Origin of the sequence: Salinicola sp. MH3R3-1 (genome assembly GCF_001937155.1) — a bacterium.
Classification (GTDB): Bacteria; Pseudomonadota; Gammaproteobacteria; order Pseudomonadales; family Halomonadaceae; genus Salinicola; species Salinicola halophyticus.
On sequence record NZ_MSDP01000029.1, the window covers coordinates 1 to 26,589 of the forward strand.

A 26,589-nucleotide genomic window follows, 5' to 3' on the forward strand; every position below is an offset into this window, starting at 1 on the left:
GGCATTCGGTGCGACGGCGTCGATGGTGCCTGTGGTCGGCTCGCTGGTATTGCCGGCGGGGTCCTGCGCGACGACTTCGATGTCGGTGCCGTCGGGCAGCGGCTCATCGGGCGTGAGCGTCCAGTTGCCGTCGTCGTCGGTGGTCGTCTCGCCGATCGGGTTCCCGTCACCATCGGTGATGATGACCGTGCTGCCGGGCTCGGCTTCACCACTGATGGTTTCGCCATTCGAGGGATCGAGCGTGGGGGCATCCGGTGCCGTGGTGTCGCCTTCGCCGTTCTCTCCGTCATCTGGCGGCGCAGTTCCGCCGTCATCGTCGTCGCTACCGCCGCCACCTCCACCGCCGGCCGCGATCGCACCGGCTGCAAGTGCACCACCACCAATGGCCGCCCAGCCCAGTGGCGTGATGGAAGCCCCTTCGCTTTCTCCACCGGCAACGCTCACCGGCTCGAAGACTCCAAACTCGCCTTGAGGAAAGTAGTCGGCGGCGATGACGCCATCACCGCCGGCAGGGCTGAGATCGGCCCAGATCAACTCCTGATCGTCTCCGGTCAGATATAGCTGACTGGTGGTCGTCTCATCGCCGCCGTAGAAGTTCTCGATGCGAATGACTTGGCCATCCGTCGTCCTCACGAGGAGGTCATTGCCGTCGCGCCGTAGTTCCTGCACGTCGTCCGGGGAAAGGCTGAGCAGTACCTTCCTGGGTTGCTCGAGAGCTATCGTGCCGTCGGCGTCAACGGCATTGGCAGGCGCTGCGGCAACGTCTTCGGTGAGTGCGCTGACTTTTACGGAAATGGCCATGTAATTCTCCCCGGACCGAGTGTCTGTAAATTTTTGAGACGCTCTGCTTATAGGTCTTAAATGATGATTTACTTCGCTTTTTCTAATGAATTAGTTCTAGAAGAAATGCCACGTCATTGCAAAGTGTTAAGTCGAGAAACATTGCGGCATAAATTTAATTTATATATATGTTTTGATGTAAAACAGTGACTTGGCGTGGTCGTGTTGTTGTTCTAATCATCCTTTGTGCTTAACGGTCAAAGGAAAATTAGCTCCGCGATAATATTTATGCGAGGGATGTCGTCAAGTTGTGATCATCTTATTTATTAAACAACTAAATGTAATGCTCGGCGTGTCGGGGGAGCGAGCTGTTCGGTAATGAAGGACGGGACAAGTTGAATCGATCGGTTGCTATACCGGAAGCAACTCGCGGAGGGTTCTCTCTCGAGAGCTTGTCAGGATGCAGGTCAGGCGACGCCGAAGAATCAGTGTCGACTCGAGAATGGGCTCGCCGGACACTCCACCAACGGATTCCGGAGACGCGCGCTGACGCACCACGAAAGGCCTATGGCTTCCATGGAACGTTCTTGGATGACTGATGAAAGAGGTAGAGAGTAAAGAGGGGGGAGCGTCGATCTACTGATGCATCCGGACATTACCCCCTGGCGTCGGATCGGCATCCGACTTCCAGGGAGTGAATTTTCAGCGGTGACTCAGGCGCGGCAGCGGGTTACGTCTAGATGTTGTCGTCGCTCACCGGCTTGCCCGATACATCGACCTGAGCAATGGCTGGCTCGTTGGCGCTGTCCTGGTCCAGTTTTGCCAGCAGGTTTTCCGATTCGCGCTTGAATGCTGCCAGGGCATCGCCTCGCAATCGTTGGGATTCCGGCAGCTTGACGCGCATGGGATCGACCTGATGGTTGTTGACCATGACTTCATAGTGCAGGTGGGGGCCGGTAACGCGGCCAGTACTGCCCGACAGCGCGATCTCTTCCCCCATCTTGACGTGTTCGCCGGGCTTGACGAGTGCCTTGCTCAGGTGCAGAAAGCGAGTTTCGTAGCCATTGTTGTGACGAATCACGATATAACGCCCGGCGAGCGGGTGATTGACCACGCGTTCGACGACCCCATCGGCCGGGGCGTCAATCGGCGTGCCGGAGCGCATGGCAAAATCGGTGCCCTTGTGAGGGCTGATGCGACCCGTGACGGGATGCAGGCGTCGCAGATTGAACGGCGAGCTGATGCGGTAATGGCCTTGAAAAGGATAGCGATCGAACGCCGGATCGAGGCTATTGCCATCCGGCGTATAGAAATGGTCATCGGCGCTGTTGCGAAGCACCGTCAGATCCATCCGTTCCCCTTCGTATTCGGCGGCCAGAACTTTGGAGTCCATGGAATGACCGTCGATCATGTCCGATTCCACCAGTACCCTGAACTGATCGCCCGCGCGCGCATCGCGGCGGAAATTCAGCTTCTTGGAAAGGATGTTGGTGAGCTCGGAAACTTCCGAGCTGGACAGGCCGGTCGACTGTGCCGACGAGGCAAACGAGCCGCTGACGGTGCCGGTGAACATGCGCTGAGCGGCTTCTCCCGCTTTCTCCACTGGCGAGTAAGCGAACTCTGCCGTCTCGTCGCCTCGCTTGAGCAGATAACCCTCGCGAGGATTTTTCATCACGCGAAGGGCCAGCAGCTGACCGTTCTCGTCGAGCTTGTAATCGAAGCTGTGCCCGACCCGCCATCGCGTCAGGACTTTCTTGTCCGGCACGGTGTTGAGGATCTGCATCACATCACTATAAGCCAGACCCAGTGTTCTTTCGGCCGTGAGTGCGAAGGAGTCGCCGCTTTGAATGGTATAGCTCTGCCATTCCGGCACGTAGGTTTCCCGAGACGCGATTTCGTCACCCAGCTCCGTGTCGCCGGAGGGATCCTGAGCGTTATCGAACGTCCAATCTTCGTAAGAAGTGCCACCAATGCCGTCATCGTCTTCACTTTCGGCGGACGTAGCATCTTCCGGCGGGAGCTGCATGGCCAGCTTCACCTCACTCGGCTGAGTGGGGGGCTTGGCAATGGGAGAAAAGGCCTGTGCCTGGGAGTCATCATCGGCACGGGCTTCAGAGATGAAATCGAGATGCATCACCTCCAGCGGCTTGAGCTGAGCCAGCGGAATGCCCTTCGATAAATCGCTCAGCGTAAGGGAAGCGATAGCCGCTTCGCTCGAGGCGGCTGAATTGACGATCGACTGAGAAATCGTAGTCGTCGTCGCGACGGGAATCTGTGTCTGGGCGTCTTCGGTATCGCCGAAAACACCAATGATCTTTTGCGTACCCAGCACGGTGACCATGGTGGCAACCGGTAGCAATAACACTTTATGCGTGCGGGGCAGCGAATGGAAAATTCGCAACATGAAGAGATGAGCCCGGATAAAATAGGATGACAAGTTTAAATAAAGGCCGAAGAACCATACCCCAAGCTAGTGTTAATTGCCTAGTCTGTATTTATATACAGTATTGGAGAGTGCATGGTTCGGGCATTGTGCAAAAAAATGGCTTCAGGCGAAAGTCGTAGCCAAAGAGGCGAGGCGTAAGTGGATGTAATGCGTCTGTGCATACTGTTGCACCAAGATGGTGCTTTGAAAAACCTTGTTTCCTGGCTAATTATTATTTCCGTAAAACCTTTGTAAAAGTTTTTTTATTCGAGGTTGGTGGCTTGATAGCGCCAATTTAGCGTCCAACGTGACGTTGAGTAAGTCATAATGGCGGTCATGATTTCTGCTTTGGTGGCAGCAGGTCGATAAAAAGACACGTCAGCGATCGCGGGTCATTTTGCTTGCCGGAATTTAGGGCTAGAGGGGGAAAATCGTGCCGAAAGTGACATTGCTGCAGTGGCAAATGCTGGCTGCGGTAGCGGATAGCGGTGGATTTGCCAAGGCGGCCGAGGTCGTTCACCGAAGTCCTTCGACGCTCAACCACGCCATCCACAAGATCGAGGAGCAGTTGGGGGTCGTACTTTTCGAACCGAAAGGGCGTCAGGTCGTGCTCACCGAGGCGGGAAGTCTACTGCTGCGTCGAGCGCGTCAACTCATCGAGAATGCGGCGTCGTTGGAGGACGTGGCGGAGCGCCTGGCCGGCGGGTTGGAAGCCGAAGTTACCCTGGCCGTGGATCAGGTTTTTCCGGGGGATGCTCTGGCCGATGCGTTGACGCAGTTTTCGGCCGCGTTTCCTCATGTGCGCGTCCAGCTGTACGAAACCGTGCTCAACGGCGCTGTCGAAATGTTGTACGAGAGTCGGGCGGACCTGATCATATCCGGGGTCGTCGCGCAGGGGTTCCTGGGTGAGCCGATCGTCGAGGTGCCTTTTATCGCGGTGGCTCACCCGCAGCATCCATTACATCAATTGCAGCGTGAACTCGATCTGCGCGATCTGGAACGCCATCGTCAACTGGTCGTGCGCGATTCAGCCATTCATCAGCGACTCGACGCTGGCTGGTTGAAGGCGGAACAGCGCTGGACCCTGGGTCATCTGTCGACATCGATCGATATGTTGGAACGGGGCCTGGGTTTCGCTTGGGTGCCGGAAACGCGCATTCGTTCGGCGCTGGACCAGGGACGCGTCAAAGCATTGCCGCTGCGCGCGGGCGGGGTGCGACGAGTGGCACTGCAGATATTCCATCGCGACGTCGATGGCGCGGGCCCCGCAACGCTGGCCCTGGCTCAGACACTGAAGGCTAGCGTGACAGCGAACTGTCCACGCGGTGCCGTTTCCCCGAACCTGCATTCATCGATGCCGCCGAACGAATGAGTCGAGTTATTGCGCTCGACCTCGGGTCGCGGGAGCCTATCCTGTCATTCTAAAGACATTGAGTGGACAGGAGGCATCATGGGACTGCTTGTCGAGGGTGAATGGCGGGATCAGTGGTACGACACCAAGCGTCACGGTGGAGAGTTCGTTCGGGAATCCGCCAGGCTGCGGGACTGGGTCACGCCTTCGGGCGAGCCGGGTCCGGAAGGCCAGGCCGGGCTCGCAGCAGAGGCCGGGCGCTATCATCTCTATGTATCGTTGGCCTGCCCCTGGGCGCACCGCGCGCTGATCATGCGCAAGTTGAAAGGATTGGAAGCGCTGATCGGTGTCTCTCATACCAGCCCGTTGATGCTCGACCAGGGTTGGTCCTACCGTATCGATGAAGGATCGAGTGGCGATGACATCAATCATGTCGATTTCCATCACCAGCTCTATACGCTGACCGATCCTCACTACTCCGGGCGGGTGACGGTTCCGGCACTGTGGGATCGGCAACGACGGTGTATCGTCAACAACGAGTCCGCCGACATCGTGCGCATGCTGAATTCGGCCTTCGACGAGCTGACCGGCAATCGCCGGGACCTCTACCCCGTCGATTTGCGTGAGGTCATCGACGAGATCAATACGGACGTCTACGACAACGTCAATAACGGCGTCTACAAGACCGGGTTCGCGACCGAGCAGTCGGTCTACGAGAAACACTTTGCCGCGCTGTTCGCTTGCCTCGATCGTCTGGAGGCGCGCCTCGATACGCAGCGTTATCTGGCAGGGCAATGGCTCACGGAAGCCGATATACGTCTGTTCACGACGTTGGTGCGTTTTGACCCGGTCTATCACGGGCATTTCAAATGCAATCGCCAGCGCGTCGCCGACTATCCCAATCTGTCGAATTATCTACGCGAGCTGTATCAGTGGCCGGGCATTCGGGAGACAGTGGATTTCGATCACATCAAACGCCACTATTACTATAGCCACCCGACGATCAATCCGACTCGTATCGTTCCGGTGGGCCCGGCATTGGCACTGGACGAGCCCCATGATCGTGAACGGTTGCCGGGGCAGGGGATCCGCGGAACCGATCGATGAAGGGTGGGCGGTCTCGAAGCCCGTTCTCAGGAACGGGCGTGACGCTGCAGCCATCGATCCAGGGCATTGGCGAATTCGCGGCGATCCCCGTCGGTGTAGGCGTTGGGGCCTTGGGTGTGCTCGCCGCTGGCGCGCAACGTCTCCATGAAATCGCGCATCTGCACGCGTGACTTGATATTGTCGAGGGTCAGGCGCTCTCCCCGAGTGGTCATGACCTCGGCGCCGCGTTCGATCACCTCCTGCGCCAATGGCAGGTCGCTGGTGATCACCAGATCGCCGGCAGTCGCGGCTTCGACGATCGCGTTATCCGCCGCATCGAAACCCTGCGCCACCGTGCGAGACTTGACCCAGGCCGACGGTGGTAGTGGCAGCGCGTGGTTGGCCACCATCCAGGTCTGGGTGCGAGTGCGCTCGGCGGCACGAATGATGATGTCGCGGGCCACCCGGGGGCAGGCGTCGGCATCGATCCACAGCGTGGGTTTGGGTGTCGGCATGGCAAGAGGGCTCAAGGTGCTGGAATTCAAGGTGCTGGAATAAGTTACTGGAATAAGTTACTGGAATAAGGCACTGGAACAAACAGCGTTGAAGCCAGTCTACGGCCTTCGATCGATTGCTTCATCTGTCGGATTTTTACGTTCCGGTGGTGAAACGCCTACACCAATGGTATAGTGCTATCTCCTCGCATGTGTTGACCCCACCATCCTGCCGATATGTCTGTAATCGACGCCATCGACCTGTGAATCGATGCCCAGCACCGGACGTATCTCGTACATGACGCACGGCATAGCCGTTTTTCGCGTCCGGATGCAATGATGGAGCGCCTAGATCGGTTGATAATGAGTTCAACCGGGCGCATCAAGGTCGCCACATACGCTATCGCTTCGTGACTCGCGAGACGATAAGCGCAATGCCTGGTGCGACCGGCATTCAGTGGTGATCACGCCACCGATGCCATGACATTTTCGCCGGTGCCTACCGGCCACTCCAAGGTGTGAAATGACCTCGACTGTTACTGCTTCGCCTAGCTTTGGCGATCTGGCTCTGTTGCCGGAAGTACTGACTGCCCTCGAAACCCTGGGCTATGAAATCCCGTCACCGATCCAGACGCAGACAATTCCTGCGCTCCTGGAAGGACGTGACATGTTGGGCCAGGCGCAGACCGGTACCGGCAAAACTGCAGCGTTCGCGCTGCCCCTGCTGAGCCGACTCGATCTCGGCCGGCGTGAACCGCAAGTATTGGTGCTGGCACCGACCCGTGAACTGGCGCAGCAGGTTGCCGTGTCGTTCACCAAGTACGGCCAGAATCTGAAAGGCCTGGAAGTCGCGACGCTGTGCGGCGGCCAGGACTATCGCGAGCAGCTTTCGGCGCTGAAGCGTGGCGCCCAGGTTGTCGTGGGTACGCCGGGTCGTGTCATCGATCACCTGGATCGTAAAAGTCTCAAGCTCGACGGTCTGTCGGCGCTGGTTCTCGACGAAGCCGACGAGATGCTGCGCATGGGCTTCATCGATGACGTCAAGCGCGTCGTCGCGGACACCCCGAAGAATGCTCAGCGCGTGTTCTTCTCGGCCACGTTGCCGAGCGAAATCGAGCGCATCGTCAATCGTTATCTGGTGGATCCGGTCAAGGTCACGATCGATTCCAAGATCAGTACCGGCGAGAACATCAAGCAGCGTGTGGTGCGTGTCGAAGGCCCCAGCAAGCTGGAAGCGCTGGCGCGTATCCTGGAAGTCGAAGCCGTCGACGCGGCCATCGTGTTCGTGCGTACCCGTGCCGCCTGTACCACGCTGGTCGAGCAGCTTACCGCTCGTGGCGTCAACGCTGCCGGCCTGTCGGGCGATCTCGACCAGAGTCTGCGTGAACGCACCGTGACGCGTCTCAAGCGTAGCAAGGTCGACGTACTGGTCGCCACTGACGTTGCGGCTCGTGGTCTCGATGTGCCGCGAATCACGCACGTCATCAACTACGACCTGCCGCAGGATTCCGAGGCCTACATCCACCGTATCGGTCGTACCGGCCGTGCGGGCCGCGACGGTATCGCGATTACCTTCGCCGGTGGCCGTGAATCGCGCAAGGTGCGTTGGGTCGAGCAGGCGACCGGTCAGTCAATGACCGAAATGCCGCTGCCCGACGATGCGGCGATTCGTGCCCATCGCGACGATCGGTTCAGTGCGCGCTTGCGTGAAATGCTCGATGCCGGGTCGGCTCATCAGCGTGGGCTGATCGAGAAGCTGGTCGAGGAAGGTCATGACCCGATCGATCTGGCCGCAGCGCTGGCGACATTGGCGCGTGGCGGAGAAGCTCCGATCGGTCGCATCACCAACGCCCCGGCGCGTCGCGAGAATGGCCGGGATGGCGGTCGCGAAGGCGGCAATCGTGAGCGTGGCGGCCCGCGTCAGCGTGACAGCGCGCCTCGCGAAGGCATGACTCGCTATCGCGTGTCGGTTGGCCACAAGGATGGCGTCAAGCCGGGCCAACTGGTCGGCGCTCTGGCCAACGAAGGGGGAATCGAAGGCGGCCGTATCGGGCGTATCGATATCCGTAACGCCTTCTCCGTGGTCGAACTACCGAGCGGTCTGCCGGCCTCGATTCTGACCAAGATGGCCCGAGCCCGCGTTGGCGGCCGCTCGCTGGAGATCGCGGAAGATCAGGGCTCACCCGAGCGCGCACCGCGTCGTCGTACCGACGGCGATGCACCGGTTCGTCGTTCGCAGGCCTGATTCGCGAGCCAGACCGGCCAGCGGGGCCCGCCTCGCTGACGTTCGAACGCCGTCCATCTCTGTGGGCGGCGTTTTCTTTTGTCTGGCGGTTCGATCCGTCCGCGTTCTCTGGGTCGACTCGGAAAAGCCCTGGGGCTACCTGGAGCAGGTCCGAGGTCGGCCTGTGGGATAGTCACTGTCGGACAGTGATGACGGACAGCCCCTGTATGTCACGGATAGTCCCTATGTCTGGCAGCCAGTGACGATCTTTGTATGCAATACTCGTTATCGCTGAATCGTGGCACGTCCCGATTTGTCCCCTACATTCGGCGGGAACGAGGTTGATGGCGAAGACGCTCAAGGATCAATTGTACGATGCGCTGTTGCGCAGCATGGCCAGCGGGCATCTGGAGCCGGGTCTGGTTCTGCTCGAGGGCAATATCGCCGATATCTTCGGCATGAGTCGTTCGCCGGTGCGCCAGACGCTGGGGCGTCTGCACGATGAGGGCGCGATCAGTCGTTTCGAAGGGCGGGGGTTCCTGGTGGGACGTGAACCTCGCGCGATCGTGCGACGTTCGTTGACCGCTGCAGACTTTCGCGCTGCCGGCGGACAGGCTTCCGTCAAACGCACCGAGTCCTGGCGCGCGTTGGCCGAGAAGGTCGAGCACGATGTCGTACTGTGTTCGATGAAAGGCCGCTTCGAGCTCAACGAGCTGCAACTGGCCAAGTCGCTGGATGTCAGTCGCGCCACGACGTATCGAATCCTGCTGCAGCTGCAGTCTCTGGGCGTGGTCGAGAAGATCAAATACAGCAGCTGGAACGTGGTGCCGCTGGACGATGATCGGCTCCATCAGCTCTACGAGGCTCGGCGACAGTTGGAGCCGTTCATGATCGCACATGCCTGTGAACGCATAGCCGACAAGGAGATCGTCCGATATCTCGAGCGACTCGATCAGGCTCAGGCCCGCTATCCCGACGTTCAGGCAAGCCAGCTCGATGCGCTGGAAAACGATCTCCATCACGAAGCGCTGGAGAGTGGCGGCAATGCCGAAATTCTGATCATGCTCCAGCGCACGCGGCCAATCCTGCTGATCAGCAAGCACTTGCTGGATGGGGAGATCGAGCTGCCGCCGGGTGATCCCTTCTTCGCGGCGCACCGGGAAGTCTTCGAGGCCATGCGGGCGCGTCGTTCCACGCTTGCCAGCTCGGCGCTGCATAGACACCTTCAGGCTTCGGAATCGCTGGTTCAGGAGCGACTGGCCAATTTCCGGCATGCCGGTGAATTACGGACACCTAGATACCTGCGTTGGCTCGGCCAGCGCTGAACTCGGTCAATCCACCGGCATGCCGTTGCGCCGGCGAAGTTCCCGAATCAATCCGCTGTGATCCAGTTCGCCGTCGCCATGGCTCAGCATGTCGCCGAACAATGCATCGGCCTGACGACTGACCGGTAGATCCAGTCCCAGTCGATTCATTTCCGCAATGGCGGTCTGGGTATCCTTGTACTGCCATTTGGCGGCGCCGCCGGGGGCGAAGTCTTCCTCGAGCATGCGCTGACCGTGCATCTTGAGAATCGTCGAATCGGCGAAGCCGCCCATCAGGGCCATTCTCACCTGGGCGGGATCGGCACCACCGCGTTCCGCCAGGAGTAGTGCTTCCGCCACGGTGGCAATCGTATTGGCCACGATCATCTGATTGGCGAGTTTGGCAAGCTGCCCGCTTCCGGCAGGACCCACGTGAGTGGGGCGGCCGAAGTTCTGCAACAGCGTCTGGCAGCTGTCGAACACCGCGGCCTCGCCGCCGGCCATGATCGCCAGGGTGCCGTCGATGGCCCCGCGTTCGCCTCCGGAAACCGGCGCATCCAGATAGCCGATTCCATGTCGGGCGGCGATGGTCGCCTGATGGCGGGCGGTATCCACCGGAATCGAGCTCATCACGACCAGAATGCTATCCGGCGACATCGCGGCGATGACGCCGTCGTCGCCCAGTAGAATCTCGTCGCATACCGGCCCGGCGCTCAGCATGACAATGACGACATCGGCGCCGCGTGCAGCGGCCGTGGCCGAGCTGACCGCTTCGACACCGGCTTGTTGCAGAGGAATCAGCTTGTCTGGCGTGCGGTTCCAGGCTCGGACGCGATGCCCGGCCGCGGCCAGGCGACTGGCCATGGGGGCACCCATGATGCCGGTCCCGAGGACCCCCACGGTGCGAAGCGTCTGTTCCGAGGGGGAGGCGTGCGAATCAGTCATGGGTGGTTCCTGAGCGAGGTGGTGCCGCGTTCGAAGTCTGGTCGCTCATTCGATCGAGCGGGGCAGAATTCGGCCGGGTGACATCAAGTATCGTGGATCGAGCAGGCGCTTGAGACCTCGCATGATCTCGTATTCGGGCTCCGGCAACGTCTCCAGGAAGGCGGTCTGCTTGAAGCGCCCGATACCATGCTCGGCACTGATGCTGCCATCGAAGTCGTCGACGACCTCGAATAGACGTTCTTCCAGTTCGTGCAGCAGCGCCGCACGCGCTTCGGCCTCGAGCCCGGGCGGTGGCAGGATATTGAAATGCAGGTTGCCATCGCCGATATGGCCATAGGCGATGATCGTCGCCTGCGGGCACAGCGCCTGGATCTCGTCGGAGGCGCGTTGATGGAAAGCGGTCAGCGACGAGATGGGTAGCGAGACATCCGTGCGCAGATGTTCGCCGCGATTGCGCTGGCCTTCGAGCATCGCTTCGCGAATGTGCCACAGGTTGCGAGCTTGAGTATCGCTGCTGGCAAGCACGCCATCGGTCAGCACGCCAGCCTCGAATCCGCGTTCGAACAGATTCTCGATCATCGCCTCGAGATCGACCGGTCCGCTGGCGGCCGCTTCCATCAGTACGTAGACCGGGGAGGGCGCCTCGAGCGGATCGCGCAGGTCGGGCGAGGCTTCCATGGCGAGCTCGAGGCAGGTGCGCGGCACCAGCTCGAAGGCCGTCAGCAGATCGCAGCAACTGCGTCGTGCCAGGGCGTAGAGACCGAGCACGGCATCGATGTCCGGGCAGGCGAGCAGGGCGGTACGGCTGACCTGGGGGCGAGGAAAGAGCTTGAGCACTGCGCCCGTGACGATGCCAAGCGTCCCTTCCGCGCCGATGAACAACTGCTTCAGATCGTAGCCGGCATTGTTCTTGTGCAGTGCCTTCATGCCGTTGTAGATGCGCCCGTCCGGCAGCACCACCTCGAGCCCCAGCACCAGCTGTCGCATCATGCCGTAGCGCAATACGTTGAGGCCGCCGGCGTTGGTCGAGACATTGCCGCCGATCTGACAGCTTCCCTGGGCACCAAGCGACAGCGGGAAATCGCAGTCGGCCGCTTCGGCGGCGTCCTTGATCGACTGCAGCACGCAGCCGCCGTCGACGCTCATGGAGAAGTTGATGGGATCGACCTGGCGCACCGCCGCCATCCGCTCGAGACTGACGACCAGTTCCGGATAGTCCGCGTCGGGTAGCGCCCCGCCCACCAGACCGCTGTGACCGCCCTGGGGGACCAGCGGAATGTCATGGCGATGACAATATCCCACCACGTCGGCCACCTGGCGGGTCGTCGTGGGGCGGGCTACTGCAAGCGGCTCGGCACCGCGGTAACCCGGCCAGTCGATACGGTAGCGCTCCATGTCGTCGCCATGGGTCAGCAGCCCGCCCTTGCCCAGCAAAGCCGCCAGATCGTCGAGCACCGCGTTGTGCGTGGTCATGAGCCACCTCTCGAGACGAGATCGCGGCAGGCGTACTCGTCACGCGCACCACCGTGAGAGATCTCGCCACAAGAGGTGTCATCACAACGGGCGCCGCCGCAGGGGACATTGTCGAAACCCTTCAGCATCATCGAAAAACCTCGTCTCAGCGATACCACAGCACGATCTGCGGGAAGAGCAGGAACAGCACCAGCAGCGCGATCAGCGTGAAATAGAACGGCAGCAGGCTCTTGACCAGGCTCTCCATACCGACCTTGCCCACGCCGCAGCCGACATAAAGTACCGTCCCGACGGGGGGCGTGATCAGCCCGATCCCCAGCACGAATGACATCAGCACACCGAAATAGACCGGATCGATGCCCAGTTTGACCACGACCGGGGTCATCAGCGGGGCCAGAATCACCATCGCCGGGGTCAGGTCCATGAAGAAACCCACGACCAGCAGAAATGCGGTCAGTATCAGCAACAGCAGCAGCCGGTTCTCAGTGATGGTCGACAGGCTCACCACTAGCTGTTGCGGAATCATGTTGGCCGTCAGCAGCCAGGCCAGCACGCTCGCGAAAGCGAGCAGCAACATCACGACACCGGTGAGTTTGCCGGTAGCGATGCAGAGCTCGAAGAAGCGTTTCAGCGTCAGGCTACGGTAGATGAAGAACGACACCGCGAAGGCGTAGACCAGCGCGATCGCCGCGCTTTCGGTCGGTGTGAACACGCCCGACAGAATGCCGCCGACGATGATCACTGGCAGCAGCAGGGCCAGCAGCGATTCCTTCAGTGCGGCAAACAGTTCCGGCACCGAAAACGGCTGGCCGCGGCCGTTCTTGCGCGACTGTACGTAGGTGGTGATCGCCAGCCCCAGCGTGATCAGGATGCCGGGCACGATACCCGCCATGAACAGCTGTGAGATCGAGGTATTGGTCACCACGCCGAACAGAATCATCGGGATCGACGGCGGGATGATGATGCCGACCACCGAGGCGGCGACCACGATGGCGGTTGCCAGCGGTGCGCTGTAGCGATGCTGCTTCATCGGTTCGATCATCATGCTGCCCACGGCCGAGGCATCGGCCACGGCGGAGCCGCTGATGCCGCCGAAGAACATCGAGGTCAACACCGCAACCTGGCCCAGGCCGCCGGCGACGAACCCGACCAGCGCGCTGGCGAGACGCACCAGCCGTGTGGCGATACCTCCGGCACTCATCACCTCGCCGACCAGAATGAACAGCGGGATCGCCAGCAGCGGGAAGGAATCCAGACCGTTGACCGCCTGGGAGACGATCGGCGACAGCGAGTAGCCGGATTCGAAGAAGATAAACAGGCTGATGGCCGCCAGACCGAACGAGATCGGCATGCCAATGACGATACAGACCGCCAGCCCTATCAGAATGCTCCACAGGATCATGGCGTCTTGCTCCGAAAAAGGCCAACCAGGGCAATGGTGTTGGCGATCATGGTCAGAATCGCCATTACCGGCATGGCGCTATAGAGGAAAGTCTGCGGAATGCCCAGCATCGGGGTGGCGCTGGTGTAGCCCGAGATGACTTCGTTGAATCCGAGCAGGATGCAGATGCAGACGATGTAGATGATGGCGATGCTCAGCAGCACGGCCGCCTTGCGCAGCCCGGCAGGGGCCTTGTCGCGGAAGAAGGTGACTGCCACGTGTTCGTTGCCGAGACTGCCGACGCCGGCACCCAGCAGCACCAGCCAGATGAACAGTACCCGGGACAGCTCTTCGGCCCAGGTATAGGAATAGTTGAGAACGAAACGGCCAAAGACGTTGGCCGTGACGCAAAAGACGACGCCCAGCACGAGAAGCCCGGCAGCGATTTCCAGCGTTTGACGCAGCCAGCCCAGGAGACCCCGGGTAGCAGGGGAGTCGGCACTCATCATGACCTCCGTCATCACACAAGGTTCGCCGCCAGCGCCCATGCGCCGGCGGCGAAGCGACACTTACTTCGAGTCGACCTTCGACTCGGCGCGGATGCGGTCGATCAAGTCGCCGCCGATCTTTTCACGCCAGTCGTCGTAGACCGGGGCCAGATCCTTCTGGAAGACAGCGACCTGTTCCGGCGTCAGCTCGGTAATCTTCATGCCGTCATCCTTCAGTTCCTGCTTGATCTGATCGTTCATGACGCGGCTGACGTGGCGCTCGTAGTCGCCCATCTGCTTGGCGGCATCACGCAGCAGCTGCTGATAACTCTCCGGCAGCCGCTTCCAGGTGCGCTCGGAGACCAGCGTAATGAACGGCGTGTAGACGTGGTTCGTCTCAGTGGCGTACGGCTGCACCTCATTGAACTTGGAAGACTCGATGGTGATCCACGGGTTTTCCTGGCCGTCGACTACGCCCTGCTCCAGCGCGGTGAACAGCTCGGCGAACGACATCGGTGTCGGGTTGGCCCCGAGCGTACGCCAGATATCCAGATGGATCGGATTCTGCATGGTGCGGACTTTCAGGCCATCGAGATCGGCGGGTGAGGTCACGGCATGTTCGCTGTTGGTCAGCTGGCGATAACCGTTTTCTGACCAGCCGATAGCCACCAGCCCTTTGGTCGAAGCGTCCTTGAGCATCTGCTGGCCGATATCGCCATCGAGCACCTTGTCGGCGATCTCGGGCGTCGGGAACAGGAACGGCAGATCGAACACCGCGAACTGCGGGAACATGCTGACCATGGGTGAAGTGGAAGGCGCCGTCATGTCCAGCGTGCCGGCCTGCAGTGCGCTGACCGACTGGAGATCGTCGCCAAGCTGGGCACTGTGGAATGTCTGGACCTTGATATGGTTGTCGCTGCGCTGCTCGACGATCTTCTTAAAATACTCCAGACCACGATACTGGGCACTGGACTGCGTCAAACCGATGTTGAACTTGATGTTGTAGTCGTTGCCATCGCCCTTAACGACATCACCGGTGACGTCCGGGAACGGAGGCATCTCGGTGGCAGCCACCGCCGACAGGCTGGTCAAGCTCAGGACCGCGGCTGCCATCAGCGTTGTCAGCGAGGAACGAGCGCGGGGGCGCGTACTGCGATGGGAAGGTGTGATTGTTGTCATCTTCAACTCCAGAGCGTGAATGGCGTGAAAAGCCTGTATGGCCTGCGAAAGGGCGCTGCCGGATGTCGGCGGCGCCCCAATGCTCGGGGTGGCGGCGTGAGCGGCACCAAGGGTCGATCTTCAGGCGCCCGTGCCAGCAGTGCCTGAACCGCTACTGCCAGGCGCTACCGCCGGGAAACTGGTGTGCGCTCAGCGATTCCGGCTTCATGGTGACGCCGTAGCCCGGGGCCTCCGGAACGAGGTAGTGTCCGCGGCGCATCTGTACCGGATCGACGAAGTGCTCATGCAGATGGTCGACGTACTCGAGCAGCCGGCCTTCCAGCGAGCCGGACACCGCGATGTAGTCGAACATCGAGATATGCTGGGTGTATTCGCACAGGCCGACGCCGCCGCCGTGCGGGCAAACCGGAATGTCATACTTGGCGGCCAGCAGTAACACCACGATCACTTCGTTGAGCCCGCCCAGACGGGCGGCATCGAGCTGGCAGAAGTCGATCGCATCGGCCTGAAACAGCTGCTTGAACATCACCCGGTTATGACAGTGCTCGCCAGTGGCCACGCCAATCGGTGCCAGGCGATGACGAATCTCGGCGTGCCCCAGGATGTCGTCGGGGCTGGTCGGCTCCTCGATCCACTGGGGGCGAAACTCGGCCAGCCGGCGCATGTTGACGATCGCCTCGTCGACATCCCACATCTGGTTGGCGTCCATCATCAGCAAGCGCTCCTCGCCGATCTCCTCGCGCAGAATGCGGGCACGTCGGCGGTCCTCCTCGATATCGCCACCGACTTTCTGCTTGAAGTGTTCCCAGCCATCGGCGATGGCCTCGCGGCAGAGCGCGCGCATCTTCTCTTCGGAGTAGCCCAGCCAGCCGGCGGATGTGGTATAGGCGGGATAGCCGTGCTCGCGGATCGCGGCTTCGCGCTCGGCCTTGCCCGCTTCACGACCCTTGAGCAGGCCGATCGCTTCCTCCGGCGTCAACGCATCGGTGACGAAACGGAAGTCGAGACAGCGCACCAGTTCCTCGGGGCTCATGTCGGCCAGCAGCTTCCATACCGGCTTGCCTTCGCACTTGGCCCATAGATCCCAGACGGCATTGATCATCGCGGCACTGGCCAGGTGAATGACGCCTTTTTCCGGCCCCAGCCAGCGCAGTTGGCTATCGCCGCTGGTCAGTTCGCGCCAGTAGGCGCCCATGTCGGCGGTGATATCCGATAGCGAGCGCCCTTCCAGGCGAGAAGACAGAGATTCGACGGCCGCCACGCAGATCTCGTTGCCGCGACCGATGGTGAAGGTCAGGCCATGGCCGGTGACGTCATCGCCGGCGTCGGTATGCAGGATGACGTAGGTGGCCGAATAGTCCGGGGCAGCGTTCATCGCGTCCGAGCCGTCTAGCTCGCGGGAGGTCGGGAAGCGAATATCTTGAACCTCGACCCGCTGGATCTTGGGCATACTGAGAATATTCCTTGAAAATCATTACCGAATTGTAGAAAAAACATAACGATCTGTTGGCGAATTAGTTAACGATAATACGTCCCGTATTGTTCGCTGATTTTCTCGTGATTCGGGATGAGTTCGCCGTTTTATCGCCAGCAATCGACGTCTTTTTTCTGATATATCGCTAGCGTAATTGGCGGTATAGTCCGGTGGCTAATCTTTTTTTATGTTACCCCGATAACCGGGGGTTATTATTTTAGACTAAAGCCTTATGCGGGTGATCGCGATGTCCGACGATAGTCGTATACACGTCAAGGGTTGGATGCGTATCAAGCATCTGGTGCTGCTGGTAACGCTGGATGAAAGTCGAAATCTCCACGCCACGTCGCGCCACATGAATATGAGCCAGCCCGCGGCCAGCAAGATGCTCAAGGATATCGAGACGTTCTTCGGCATGACGCTTTTCTATCGGCTGCCCCGCAGCATGGAGATCACCGATTCGGGGCGCCTGTTGGTGCGCTATGCCCGCAGTATTCTCAACGATACCGACCGCCTGATCGACGAGCTGGTATCGATGCGGGAAGGGGGATACGGCAAGTTGGTCATCGGCGCGGTACCGGGGGCAGCGCCGCTGCTGTTGCCCAAGGCGATCAACACGATCAAGTCACGGCGGCCGCAACTGGCGGTGAGTCTGTTCGAGAACTCCAGTGATCGGCTGCTGGCAGACCTGGAATACAAGCGCCTGGATGTGGTGATCGGTCGCGTGACGGAAAACGCTCAGCACCAGCTATTCGATTTTCTGCCGCTGCAGGCGGAACCGGTCTCGATCGTGGTGAGAGCCGGTCATCCACTCTGTGAACGTTCGCCGGGGCTTAGCGAGGTCGTGCGCTGGCCATGGGTTCTGCATCCGATGAACAGCCCGATGCGAGGACTGTTCGAGATCGCGCTGGCAGAGGAGGGAATATCGACACCGCGCAACGTGGTGGAAACCACCTCGACACAGACGACGCTGCAGCTGGTCAGCTCATCGGATGCCATCGCGTTGCTGCCGACATCGGTGCTCAAGACGGCCGTCTCGGCGGGAAAGTTCACGGCGCTGCCGCTGGTGATCGGTGAGCCGTTGGGCTACTACGGCGTGTTGACCCGAAAGGAAGAGGAAATTTCCGACGTGGTCGGGGAGTTTATCGACACGTTGCTGATGCGAGACCGCTCATGAATGGCGATCACCGTCACCGCTATCATCGAAGAGCGGCGACGGTGATCTTGCTGCAGGTTTCCCGGAAGTCGCGCCTCAGCGCTGACTGAGATGGGCCAGCAGCGCGCGGATGCCGAAGGTCCAGGGGGGCAGGCGATCGCTGCGATCGACGACGTTGGTCAGCGCTCCCAGCTTGGGCGTGGCGATGGTCACGCGGTCGCCGAGATGATGGGTAAAGCCCTGACCTTCGCCGTCGCGATCCTGGATCGGCGAGAACATGGTGCCGAGAAACAGCATGAAACCGTCTGGATACTGGTGATGGGAGCCGTAGGTCTGCGCCACCAGATCCAGCGGGTCGCGGCTGATCTCGCGCATGTCGCTCTTTCCTTCCAGCACGAAGTCGTCGTCGCTGCCTTCGATGCGTAGCGATACCTGGGCACTGCGCACGTCATCGATGCCGAAGTGATCATCGAACAGACGGATGAACGGGCCGATCGAGCACGACGCGTTGTTGTCCTTGGCCTTGCCCAGCAGCAGGGCGCTGCGGCCCTCGACGTCGCGCAGATTGACGTCGTTGCCGAGCGTGGCTCCGCGGACGTGCCCCTCGGCATCTACCGCCAGCACGATCTCCGGTTCCGGATTGTTCCATTCGGAAGCCGGGTGCAATCCGACGCGGGCGCCGTGGCCGACGGCCGACAGCGGCTGCGCCTTGGAGAAGACTTCGGCGTCGGGGCCGATGCCGACTTCCATGTACTGCGACCAGCCACCGCGCGCCTGCAGTTCTGCCTTGAGCGCCATCGCCTCGTCCGAGCCGGGCTTGATTCGCGACAGATCGCCACCGATCAGCGACTGGATCTCCTGGCGCAGCTCGCCGGCGCGCTTGAGATCACCGCCAGCCTGCTCCTCGATCACCCGCTCCAGCAGGCTGACCGCGAAGGTGACGCCGCACGCCTTGATCGCCTGCACGTCGCACGGTGCCAGCAGGTAGGGCGCTCGTGGTGTATCGCCGTGACCATTGGCCAGCACCTCGTCAAGCGTGCCGATTGTGTTGCCCGGTGCCTCGCGAACCAGATAGGCGGCATCGTCGCGTTCCAGCAGATCGGCCATGGTCGAGACATGGTCGGAGAGATCGATCAGCTCGTCGCCGCGCACTGCCACCACGGCGGGGCCGGCGCGGTTGACGGTGGACTCGGCGCCATCGGCGAGCCAGGCTCTCCCGACCAGCAGCGCTCGTTCGGCATCGTCGGGAAGGCAATCATCGTGAGTGGTTGAAGCCATGAAAAAACGAACTCCTTGGGAAAAGGGAAGGGATGAACGCTGAGCTGTCAGCCGAACGGTGTCGTTCCCGCCAGGGACGAGTCTGCCACGGCTTCGCGCATGGCATCGACAACATCCGTCGGCAACGGAATACCGTTGTCGAGATAGTCTCGGCGGCGGGCCAGCCCTGCCTGGCCAGGCAGGCGAACCGGCTTTTCGGGGTCGCGCGGGCGGCTGTCGAGGCAACGTCTGGCCACGTGATCGGTCTCGTCGAGAAAGGGCTCCACGCCGCCGAAGCGTGCCGGATCGATCACCATGACCATCACCGACGCGCCCCAGCCGTCGGGTGAGTCCTTGCGACCGAAGCCCGAGAGCGCCGAGGTCAATGCCTCGACCATCAGCCCCAGTGCGAAGCCCTTGTGGCCGAACGCCAGCTCACCCAAGGGCAGGATACTCCCTTCGGGAGAGGCGAAGTAATCCTCGGGATCGTCGCTGACCTCGCCGTGGCCGGTCAGGATAGCCGGATGATCCAGCCGGTCGCCTGCGGCGCGGGTCTTGCCGACCGTGCCGTTGGTGATGGTCGACATGCTGACATCGATTAGCAGCGGCTGCTCGCGCCCGGGGATGCCGATCGCCAACGGATTGGGCGTGTACACGCGATCCAGGCCGCCGTAGGGCGCCACCGAAGCGACCGCAGGGTCCGAGGTCAGAATCAACGGAATCAGATTGGCCTCGACCAGCGGCTGCAGATACGCGGCCAGACACGCGATGTGATGCGAGCGCCTGAGACTGACCATGCCGATGCCGAACGCGCTGGCGGCCTCCCGACACTGGTCTAGGGCGCGCTGGACTAGATAGGGGCCCAGCAGGTAGTGGCCGTCGAACAGCGCCGCGACCGGGCTGTTCTGGTGAATCTCGAGCCGCGTGTGGTCGCCGCAGGCATGCCCCGCCTTGAGATCCTTGAGATAGCCGTTGGCTAGTTTCACCCCGTGGGTGTGATGCCCGAGCAGGTCACCCTCGACCAGAATGCGTGCGGTGGTTTCCGCAACCTCGGGGCTCGCGCCGTTTTCCGCGAACAGAGTGGTTAGCGTAGAGCGCAGGTTGGCGGCGTCATAACGTGTCATGAAGACCTCGGCTTGCGATAGTTTTTGCGATCATTTTCGGGAGAAGATTGCGATGGACGGCGCCAGTGGCGGAACAGCCGGATCAGCGACGGCAGTACCCAGATCAGAATGACCAGTGCGCCCAGCGCGGCACTGATGGGACGCTCGAAGAAGGCCAGCATGTCGCCAGTGGATTTCAGCATCGAACTCATGAAGCTGTTTTCCAGCGTACTGCCGAGTACCAGTCCGAGAATGGCAGGTGCCATGGGGAAGTCGTTGCGTGCCAGCACGAACGCTACCATCCCGATGATCAGCATGATCCAGATATCGGTGATCGAATTGTTGATGGCGAAGGCGCCGACGATGCAGAAACTCAGGATCAACGGCATCAGCATCTTGCGTGGAGTCAGAATGAAGACCTTCGAGGCCCGAATGGCGAGATAGCCGATGGGCAGCATGATCAGGTTGGCGACGAAGAACACCGTGAACAGGGCGTAGACCTGACCGCCGCCATTCATGAAGATCGTCGGGCCGGGATTCATGCCCTTCATGTAAAGCACGCCGATCACGATGGCGGTGATGGTATCCCCGGGGATTCCGAATACCAGTGCCGGGACCCAGGCCCCGCTGATACCGGAGTTGTTGGCGGAGCTGGCATCGACGATACCCTCGATATGGCCGGTACCGTACTTCTCTTTCTCCTTGGAGCGACTCTTGCCCATCGCGTAAGCGATCCAGGCGGCGATGTCCGCCCCGGCGCCGGGGAGCGCTCCAATCAGCGTACCCAATGAGCTGCCGCGCAGAATGTTGCGCCAGTAGGTCCTGATATGCTTCGGCGCCATGGAGAAGACGCTATCCTTGGTCATCACCGGAACGTGGCGTGCTTCCGTCCGCGAGCCGTAGAACATCATGATCTCATTGAGCGCGAACATGCCGATCATTACCGGAATGAAATTGACTCCGGCCATCAGATCGGGCACGCCGAAGGTGAAGCGCGGCGCGCCGCTCATCATGTCGAGACCGACCGTTGACAGCAGCAGGCCCACCGTCAGCGAAAGGAACGCTTTGACCCTTGAGCCGATGGCAATGAAGATCGAGCTGCTCAGGCCGAGCAGCGCGAGCCAGAAGTATTCGAACGAGCTGAAGTTGAGCGCCATCTCCGCCAGCGAAGGCGAGACGAAAACCAGTACCAGCGTACCGAACAGGCCTCCGATGACCGAGCAGACCAGGTTGGTGCCCAGTGTTTCCCGAGCTCGGCCCTTCTGGGCGAGCCGGTAGGATTCTCCGACATAGGCCGCCGAAGCTGGCGTGCCGGGAATATTGAGATAGGTTCCGGGAATGTCACCGGCAAAGATCGCCATCGCCGACGTCGCGACGATAGCGGCAATGGCCGGGGTCGCATCCATATAGAACGTGATCGGCACCAGCAGCGCCACCGCCATGGTGGCGGTCAAGCCAGGAATGGCACCGACGAACAGCCCGAATACGGACGCCGCGACGATGACCAGCATCGTCTGGGCGTTGAACACCATTGCCAGGCCTTGTAGAAAAGCGTCCATGAGCGATCACCAGGCTAAGGTAAGATTTGAGAGAGCAGGGTGCCTTCCGGCAGCGGGATCAGCAGGTAGCGGGAGAACAGCAGATAGATCGCCGCTGCGATAACGATCGATACGATCAGAGAAAGCCACAGCTTGGCGCCACGCACCTGCATCAGGAGCAGCATGCTCAATGCCATGCATAGAGGAGCGCCCAGGAACTCGCTGGTCAGGATATAGAACACGATCAGCGCGCAGGGCAGCAGCGAGATCAACAGGCTGCGATAGTCATAGCTCGTCGTCTGGGATCGGGGACCGGCAAACGCGCTCCTGAGCCGACCGACCCGAGTCAACGCCAGCACCAGTCCGCCGATCACCATTCCCCCGCCGATCAGCGAGGGGAACAGTGAAGGCCCGAACTGCAGGGCAGGCATCGTTGGATAGGTCCGGGCGACGGCGATGACCACGCCGCCGCCGATCACGAACGCCAGTCCGAGCAGGAAGTCTCTCATGAAGTCGTCTCCCGGTCGGGTCGTCGGATCACTTGGCCAAGCCTACCTGCTCGACGATCTTGCCGAAGCGTTCATCCTGTTCGGCCATAAACTGGCCGAAATCGTCCGCACCGCGCCACTCCGTGCCAAACCCTTGCTTGGACATGAAGCTCTGGTAGGTGTCGCTGCTGTAGGCAGCTTCGACCGCTTTCTCGAGCGTATCGACGACGGCCGGGTCCATACCCTTCGGGCCGGCGATACCTCGCCATTCACCGATGGTGTAGTCGCTGCCGATAGCTTCTTTCAGCGTGGGTACGTCGGGAAAGCTGTCGAGTCGCTCCGGTGCCATGATTGCCAGGCTCTTGGCTTTGCCAGCGTCGACCATCGAACGCCCTTCGGGAACCGAGCTGGGGACGATGTCGATACTGCCGGCGGCCATCTCGGTCATCGCCGGTGCAGCACCCTGGCTGGGAATCCAGGAGACGCGGTCGGCTTCCAGGCCCTGATCCAGCAGGAAACCGGCGAAAGCCAGGTGCCACACGCCCCCCTGGCCGGTGCCGGAAGCGGTATAAGTTCGAGCGGGTTCGCTTTTGACCTGATCGACGAGTGATTGGACAGAGTCAAACGGGCCATCGGCGGCAACCTGGATGCCAGCGTAGTCATAGTTGATCTGGGCGATGGGGGTGTAGTCCTTGTAGGTCAGCTGCGTCAGCCCCTGCCAGTGCATCATGTTGATCTCGCCGGTAATCAGGCCAAGGGTATAGCCATCGGGTTTGGCCATCGTCATGGCCGTATGTCCCACCACACCGCTCCCGCCGGTGCGGTTGACCACGTTGACCGTCTGACCGAGTTCCTCTTCCAGTGCCGCGGCGATGGTTCTGGCGGTGGCATCGGTTCCGCCGCCCGCGGCCCAGGGGACGATCAGCGTGATCGGTTTTTCGGGATAGTCCGCCATTGCCGGCAGTGGCAGCAGCAACGACAGGCCCAGCAATCCTGCGAGATGAGTTCGGGTGATCGACGTCTTCATGGCGTATCTCCTGGGGAGCGATATTTTGTGTGGTTATTGACGGGCTTTTCGCTCAATGAAGCTATGGTTTATGACTATTGAATGCAATAAGCGTATTGGATAGACATTGGTATTACTGCCGCCCAAAAGGCAGAACGATCTATTTAGAGATAGCCATCAAGGTCCTGTTTAGGCGTTCTATTTTGCCTTGATTTATCAACATCATTCGGCAATAAAACCGATGAGGAGCAGATGTCGAGGGTTGGCCGTCGTATCTAGATTACGCTGGTTCGCGTTGAGCGTATTTGCTCCGAAAGTCTATGTTGTACTTATCTGTCATATGTTCAACATAGGCATGGCGTCGTCATGGGTGGTTGTTGCGCCGCATTCAGTGAACGCGTTCACTGAACTGGATTGCCGCTGAGGGACGTTAGCGCGGTGGTGCGAATCGTAGTTAACTCGAGGAGGTAGGTAATGCGCCTGATACAGTGTCTGAACGATGATCGACTGACCGTGGCAGTGGTCCTGAACGAACGGGAGGTTCAGGTCGTCAATGCTGATGAAGGCGTCTACGGCCTGGCCAAGCGCGCCATCGACGAAGACAAGCCGCTGACGTCGGTGGTCGAAGCCGCGCTGACCGAAACCCTGCTCGACTACGCCAAGCTCATTGATGAGCGCCGTCTGCTGCCCCCACTGACGCACCCGGATCCGGCGCACTGTCTGGTGACGGGGACGGGGCTGACCCATCTCGGGAGTGCCGATACGCGTTCGGCGATGCATTCGGCCGACAAGGTCGATGAGAGTGAACTCACCGATTCCATGCGCATGTTCCGCATGGGTGTCGAGGCCGGCAAGCCGAAGGCGGGAGAGGTCGGGCCACAGCCGGAATGGTTCTACAAGGGAGATGGCGACTGCGTGGTGGCACCGGAAACCGAGATTCCGTCTCCGGCTTTTGCTCAGGATGCCGGCGAAGAACCGGAACTCGCCGGCCTCTACGTGATCGGCAGAAACGGTCAGCCGTGGCGAGTCGGTTACGCCGTCGGCAACGAGTTCTCCGATCATGTCACCGAGCGTTTCAACTACCTGTGGCTGGCGCACTCCAAGCTACGCGCCTGCAGCTTCGGCCCGGAACTGTTCATCGGCGAATTGCCGGAAAATCTGGAAGGCACCAGCCGGATCGTGCGCGACGGGCGCACACTATGGGAAAAACCGTTCCTGACCGGCGAGGGCAACATGGCCCACAGTCTGGCCAACCTCGAGCATCACCACTTCAAGTACCGCAACTTTCGCCGGCCGGGCGACGTGCATGTGCATTTCTTCGGTACCGCCACGCTGAGCTTCGCCGACAAAATCGTGGTCGAGCCGGGTGATCGCTACGAGATCGACCTGCCGGCGCTGGGCAGACCCTTGCGCAACACCCTGGGTAGCGAAGCTGACTTCGGCTATTCAGCGGCGAAAGCGCTGTAACCCCGGCCCATCGTCGCCCCTGGCTGGCAGCTTCCACCGTTGCATTCACGTTACAGCGGGCCAGACGGCGACTTTGCAGCTGCCACGACTATCAATTTGCTTGAGAGAGTTTCGAACATGCCCCAACGCCCCCGCCGAACCCCCGACCAGCTGCGGTCGCGCTGGTGGTTCGACAACCCCGAGCACGCCGGTACCACGGCGCTGTGTCTTGAGCGTTACATGAACTACGGCATTACCCTGGAAGAGCTCTCTTCCGGCAAGCCGATCATCGGTATCGCCCAGTCGGGCTCCGATCTGACACCGTGTAACCGCCATCACATTCAACTGGTGGAGCGGGTCAAGGCCGGCATCCGGGCAGCCGGTGGCGTGCCGTTCGAATTTCCGCTGCATCCGATTCACGAGAACGTGCGCCGACCCACCGCCGCGCTGGATCGCAATCTCGCCTATCTGGGGCTGGTCGAAGTGCTCCACGGCTATCCGCTCGATGGCGTGCTGCTGACCACCGGCTGCGACAAGACTACGCCGGCCTGTCTGATGGCCGCCGCCACTGCCGATATTCCAGCGATCGTGCTGTCCGGTGGGCCGATGCTCAACGGCTGGCGCGGCAAGGACCGTGTCGGCTCCGGCACCATCGTCTGGGAATTGCGCAAGCGGATGGCCACCGGCGAGATCGACTATCCCGAATTCCTGGCTCGGATCGCGGACTCGGCACCGTCGGTGGGGCACTGCAACACCATGGGCACGGCCTCGACCATGAACTCGATGGCCGAAGCACTGGGCATGAGCCTGCCGGGTTCGGCGATGATTCCCGCGCCCTACAAGGAGCGGCCGATGGTCGCCTACGCCACCGGCGCGCGCATCGTCGAGATGGTATGGGAGGATCTGCGTCCGAGCGACATCATGACGCGTGAGGCGTTCGAGAACGCCATCGTGGTCTGCTCGGCGCTGGGCGGCTCGAGCAATGCGCCCGTCCATATCAACGCGATTGCCCGCCATGCCGGAATCGAGTTGAGCAACGATGACTGGCAGCGACTCGGCCACGATATCCCGCTGCTGGCCAATGTGATGCCGGCGGGCGCTTATCTGGGCGAGGAGTTCTTCCGGGCGGGCGGTGTTCCGGCCGTGGTGCATGAGTTGCTGACGGCGGGGCGGCTCCACGGCGATGCGCTGACCGTCAACGGCCAAACGCTACACACCAACTGTTTCGGCCAGGAGACGCAGGACGAGGACGTCATCCTGCGCTACGACCACCCACTGGTGGAGTCGGCGGGCTTTCTCAATCTCAAGGGCAATCTGTTCGACTCGGCGCTGATGAAGACCAGCGTGATCTCGGACGATTTCCGTCGTCGTTATCTCTCCAACCCCGGCGATCTCGACGCCTTCGAGGGCAAGGTCGCGGTGTTCGATGGCTCCGAGGACTACCACGCGCGCATCGACGATCCGGCGCTCGGGATCGACGCGAACACCATTCTGGTGATGCGCGGCGCCGGTCCGGTGGGTCATCCTGGTGGCGCCGAGGTGGTTAACATGCAGCCGCCGGAAGCGCTGATCAAGCAGGGCATCGAATCGCTGCCATGTCTGGGCGACGGCCGTCAGTCGGGAACTTCCGGCTCGCCATCGATTCTCAACGCCTCGCCGGAAGCGGCAACCGGCGGTGGTCTGGCATTGCTGGAGAGTGGTGACCGGATTCGGATCGACCTCAAGCGGGGCGAGGCCAATCTACTGATCGGCGACGACGAACTGGCGGCGCGGCGCGCCAAGCTCGAGGCCGAAGGCGGCTATCCCTATCGCGATCATCAGACGCCGTGGCAGGAGATCCAGCGCTCGATGGTCGAGCAGCTCGATCACGGCATGACGCTCGCGCCGGCAACCAAATATCGCGCCATCGCTTGGGATCTGCCGCGAGACAATCACTGACGAGCCACGAGCCACGAGCCACGAGCCACGAGCCACGAGCCACGAGCCACGAG

The 26,589-nt window shown here is 60.9% G+C and carries 21 protein-coding genes; 7 read left to right on the forward strand and 14 right to left on the reverse strand.

Annotated features, from left to right (window positions below; genetic code table 11):
* Both BTW08_RS15810 and BTW08_RS15815 read right to left on the reverse strand, forming a co-directional pair.
* A partial coding sequence (locus BTW08_RS15810) for an Ig-like domain-containing protein (RefSeq protein ID WP_139313690.1) occupies positions 1–801 on the reverse strand: 801 nt, incomplete at its 3' end.
* Between the two features lie 715 nt (positions 802–1,516).
* Positions 1,517–3,184 (reverse strand): peptidoglycan DD-metalloendopeptidase family protein, encoded by a 1,668-nt coding sequence (locus tag BTW08_RS15815; protein WP_075563493.1) that lies wholly within the window; start codon positions 3,182–3,184, stop codon positions 1,517–1,519.
* Positions 3,185–3,638: 454 nt separating this feature from the next.
* Here BTW08_RS15815 and BTW08_RS15820 point away from each other — a divergent pair, with 454 nt between their 5' ends.
* Positions 3,639–4,577, forward strand: coding sequence for a LysR family transcriptional regulator (locus tag BTW08_RS15820; protein ID WP_075563494.1), 939 nt, complete (start codon positions 3,639–3,641; stop codon positions 4,575–4,577).
* A gap of 78 nt (positions 4,578–4,655) precedes the next feature.
* On the forward strand, positions 4,656–5,663 hold the full coding sequence (locus BTW08_RS15825; protein WP_075563495.1) for a glutathione S-transferase family protein: 1,008 nt from the start codon (positions 4,656–4,658) through the stop codon (positions 5,661–5,663).
* 26 nt (positions 5,664–5,689) lie between these two features.
* Here BTW08_RS15825 and BTW08_RS15830 read toward each other — a convergent pair whose 3' ends face one another.
* Complete coding sequence (locus tag BTW08_RS15830) at positions 5,690–6,157, reverse strand: YaiI/YqxD family protein (protein WP_075563496.1); 468 nt, start codon at positions 6,155–6,157, stop codon at positions 5,690–5,692.
* Between the two features lie 502 nt (positions 6,158–6,659).
* Between BTW08_RS15830 and BTW08_RS15835 the strand changes: the two genes are divergently transcribed.
* Positions 6,660–8,381, forward strand: a complete 1,722-nt coding sequence (locus BTW08_RS15835) for a DEAD/DEAH box helicase (RefSeq protein WP_075563497.1) — start codon at positions 6,660–6,662, stop codon at positions 8,379–8,381.
* Between the two features lie 323 nt (positions 8,382–8,704).
* The gene (locus tag BTW08_RS15840; protein ID WP_083627927.1) at positions 8,705–9,685 is read left to right on the forward strand and encodes a GntR family transcriptional regulator; all 981 of its coding nucleotides are present in this window, start codon (positions 8,705–8,707) and stop codon (positions 9,683–9,685) included.
* A 6-nt stretch (positions 9,686–9,691) separates the two neighbouring features.
* Here the strand turns inward: BTW08_RS15840 and BTW08_RS15845 are convergent, their stop codons facing one another.
* From BTW08_RS15845 to BTW08_RS15870, 6 genes are all read right to left on the reverse strand, one after another.
* A complete protein-coding gene (locus tag BTW08_RS15845) occupies positions 9,692–10,609 on the reverse strand; it encodes an NAD(P)-dependent oxidoreductase (RefSeq protein ID WP_075563499.1) in 918 nt (305 codons plus the stop codon).
* Positions 10,610–10,654: 45 nt separating this feature from the next.
* Entirely contained in the window at positions 10,655–12,082 is a 1,428-nt protein-coding gene (locus tag BTW08_RS15850) for an FAD-binding oxidoreductase (RefSeq protein WP_075563500.1), read from the reverse strand.
* A gap of 145 nt (positions 12,083–12,227) precedes the next feature.
* A complete protein-coding gene (locus BTW08_RS15855) occupies positions 12,228–13,484 on the reverse strand; it encodes a TRAP transporter large permease (protein ID WP_139313691.1) in 1,257 nt (418 codons plus the stop codon).
* Positions 13,481–13,969: a TRAP transporter small permease gene (locus BTW08_RS15860; protein WP_075563501.1), complete on the reverse strand. Its 489-nt coding sequence runs from the start codon at positions 13,967–13,969 to the stop codon at positions 13,481–13,483. The genes BTW08_RS15855 and BTW08_RS15860 overlap by 4 nt, the downstream gene beginning before the upstream one ends.
* 63 nt (positions 13,970–14,032) lie before the next feature.
* Entirely contained in the window at positions 14,033–15,130 is a 1,098-nt protein-coding gene (locus BTW08_RS15865; RefSeq protein WP_075563502.1) for a TRAP transporter substrate-binding protein, read from the reverse strand.
* A 151-nt stretch (positions 15,131–15,281) separates the two neighbouring features.
* Positions 15,282–16,580 (reverse strand): L-fuconate dehydratase, encoded by a 1,299-nt coding sequence (locus BTW08_RS15870; RefSeq protein WP_075563503.1) that lies wholly within the window; start codon positions 16,578–16,580, stop codon positions 15,282–15,284.
* A gap of 271 nt (positions 16,581–16,851) precedes the next feature.
* On the opposite strand from BTW08_RS15870, the gene BTW08_RS15875 reads away from it, so the two are divergent.
* Complete coding sequence (locus tag BTW08_RS15875) at positions 16,852–17,781, forward strand: LysR substrate-binding domain-containing protein (protein WP_075563512.1); 930 nt, start codon at positions 16,852–16,854, stop codon at positions 17,779–17,781.
* A gap of 75 nt (positions 17,782–17,856) precedes the next feature.
* Here BTW08_RS15875 and BTW08_RS15880 read toward each other — a convergent pair whose 3' ends face one another.
* The 5 genes from BTW08_RS15880 to BTW08_RS15900 are packed head-to-tail and all read right to left on the reverse strand — an operon-like array spanning position 17,857 to position 23,173.
* Positions 17,857–19,038, reverse strand: a complete 1,182-nt coding sequence (locus BTW08_RS15880; protein WP_075563504.1) for a fumarylacetoacetate hydrolase family protein — start codon at positions 19,036–19,038, stop codon at positions 17,857–17,859.
* A gap of 47 nt (positions 19,039–19,085) precedes the next feature.
* Positions 19,086–20,141, reverse strand: coding sequence for an Ldh family oxidoreductase (locus BTW08_RS15885; protein WP_075563505.1), 1,056 nt, complete (start codon positions 20,139–20,141; stop codon positions 19,086–19,088).
* Positions 20,138–21,679, reverse strand: coding sequence for a tripartite tricarboxylate transporter permease (locus BTW08_RS15890; RefSeq protein WP_075563506.1), 1,542 nt, complete (start codon positions 21,677–21,679; stop codon positions 20,138–20,140). The genes BTW08_RS15885 and BTW08_RS15890 overlap by 4 nt, the downstream gene beginning before the upstream one ends.
* Before the next feature lie 14 nt (positions 21,680–21,693).
* The gene (locus BTW08_RS15895; RefSeq protein ID WP_075563507.1) at positions 21,694–22,167 is read right to left on the reverse strand and encodes a tripartite tricarboxylate transporter TctB family protein; all 474 of its coding nucleotides are present in this window, start codon (positions 22,165–22,167) and stop codon (positions 21,694–21,696) included.
* A gap of 28 nt (positions 22,168–22,195) precedes the next feature.
* A complete protein-coding gene (locus tag BTW08_RS15900) occupies positions 22,196–23,173 on the reverse strand; it encodes a tripartite tricarboxylate transporter substrate binding protein (RefSeq protein ID WP_075563508.1) in 978 nt (325 codons plus the stop codon).
* Between the two features lie 453 nt (positions 23,174–23,626).
* Here BTW08_RS15900 and araD1 point away from each other — a divergent pair, with 453 nt between their 5' ends.
* On the forward strand, positions 23,627–24,619 hold the full coding sequence (gene araD1, locus BTW08_RS15905) for an AraD1 family protein (protein ID WP_075563509.1): 993 nt from the start codon (positions 23,627–23,629) through the stop codon (positions 24,617–24,619).
* Between the two features lie 117 nt (positions 24,620–24,736).
* Positions 24,737–26,536, forward strand: coding sequence for an IlvD/Edd family dehydratase (locus BTW08_RS15910; protein WP_075563510.1), 1,800 nt, complete (start codon positions 24,737–24,739; stop codon positions 26,534–26,536).
* The last annotated feature ends 53 nt before the right edge of the window (positions 26,537–26,589 follow it).

Bases quoted from the DNA above. Each gene is read 5' to 3' on its own strand.
- BTW08_RS15815 (WP_075563493.1), bottom strand. From the start codon at position 3,184: ATGTTGCGAATTTTCCATTCGCTGCCCCGCACGCATAAAGTGTTATTG.
- BTW08_RS15825 (WP_075563495.1), top strand. From the start codon at position 4,656: ATGGGACTGCTTGTCGAGGGTGAATGGCGGGATCAGTGGTACGACACC.
- BTW08_RS15830 (WP_075563496.1), bottom strand. From the start codon at position 6,157: ATGCCGACACCCAAACCCACGCTGTGGATCGATGCCGACGCCTGCCCC.
- BTW08_RS15835 (WP_075563497.1), top strand. From the start codon at position 6,660: ATGACCTCGACTGTTACTGCTTCGCCTAGCTTTGGCGATCTGGCTCTG.
- BTW08_RS15840 (WP_083627927.1), top strand. From the start codon at position 8,705: ATGGCGAAGACGCTCAAGGATCAATTGTACGATGCGCTGTTGCGCAGC.
- BTW08_RS15845 (WP_075563499.1), bottom strand. From the start codon at position 10,609: ATGACTGATTCGCACGCCTCCCCCTCGGAACAGACGCTTCGCACCGTG.
- BTW08_RS15850 (WP_075563500.1), bottom strand. From the start codon at position 12,082: ATGACCACGCACAACGCGGTGCTCGACGATCTGGCGGCTTTGCTGGGC.
- BTW08_RS15855 (WP_139313691.1), bottom strand. From the start codon at position 13,484: ATGATCCTGTGGAGCATTCTGATAGGGCTGGCGGTCTGTATCGTCATT.
- BTW08_RS15860 (WP_075563501.1), bottom strand. From the start codon at position 13,969: ATGAGTGCCGACTCCCCTGCTACCCGGGGTCTCCTGGGCTGGCTGCGT.
- BTW08_RS15865 (WP_075563502.1), bottom strand. From the start codon at position 15,130: ATGACAACAATCACACCTTCCCATCGCAGTACGCGCCCCCGCGCTCGT.
- BTW08_RS15870 (WP_075563503.1), bottom strand. From the start codon at position 16,580: ATGCCCAAGATCCAGCGGGTCGAGGTTCAAGATATTCGCTTCCCGACC.
- BTW08_RS15875 (WP_075563512.1), top strand. From the start codon at position 16,852: ATGTCCGACGATAGTCGTATACACGTCAAGGGTTGGATGCGTATCAAG.
- BTW08_RS15880 (WP_075563504.1), bottom strand. From the start codon at position 19,038: ATGGCTTCAACCACTCACGATGATTGCCTTCCCGACGATGCCGAACGA.
- BTW08_RS15885 (WP_075563505.1), bottom strand. From the start codon at position 20,141: ATGACACGTTATGACGCCGCCAACCTGCGCTCTACGCTAACCACTCTG.
- BTW08_RS15890 (WP_075563506.1), bottom strand. From the start codon at position 21,679: ATGGACGCTTTTCTACAAGGCCTGGCAATGGTGTTCAACGCCCAGACG.
- BTW08_RS15895 (WP_075563507.1), bottom strand. From the start codon at position 22,167: ATGAGAGACTTCCTGCTCGGACTGGCGTTCGTGATCGGCGGCGGCGTG.
- BTW08_RS15900 (WP_075563508.1), bottom strand. From the start codon at position 23,173: ATGAAGACGTCGATCACCCGAACTCATCTCGCAGGATTGCTGGGCCTG.
- araD1 (WP_075563509.1), top strand. From the start codon at position 23,627: ATGCGCCTGATACAGTGTCTGAACGATGATCGACTGACCGTGGCAGTG.
- BTW08_RS15910 (WP_075563510.1), top strand. From the start codon at position 24,737: ATGCCCCAACGCCCCCGCCGAACCCCCGACCAGCTGCGGTCGCGCTGG.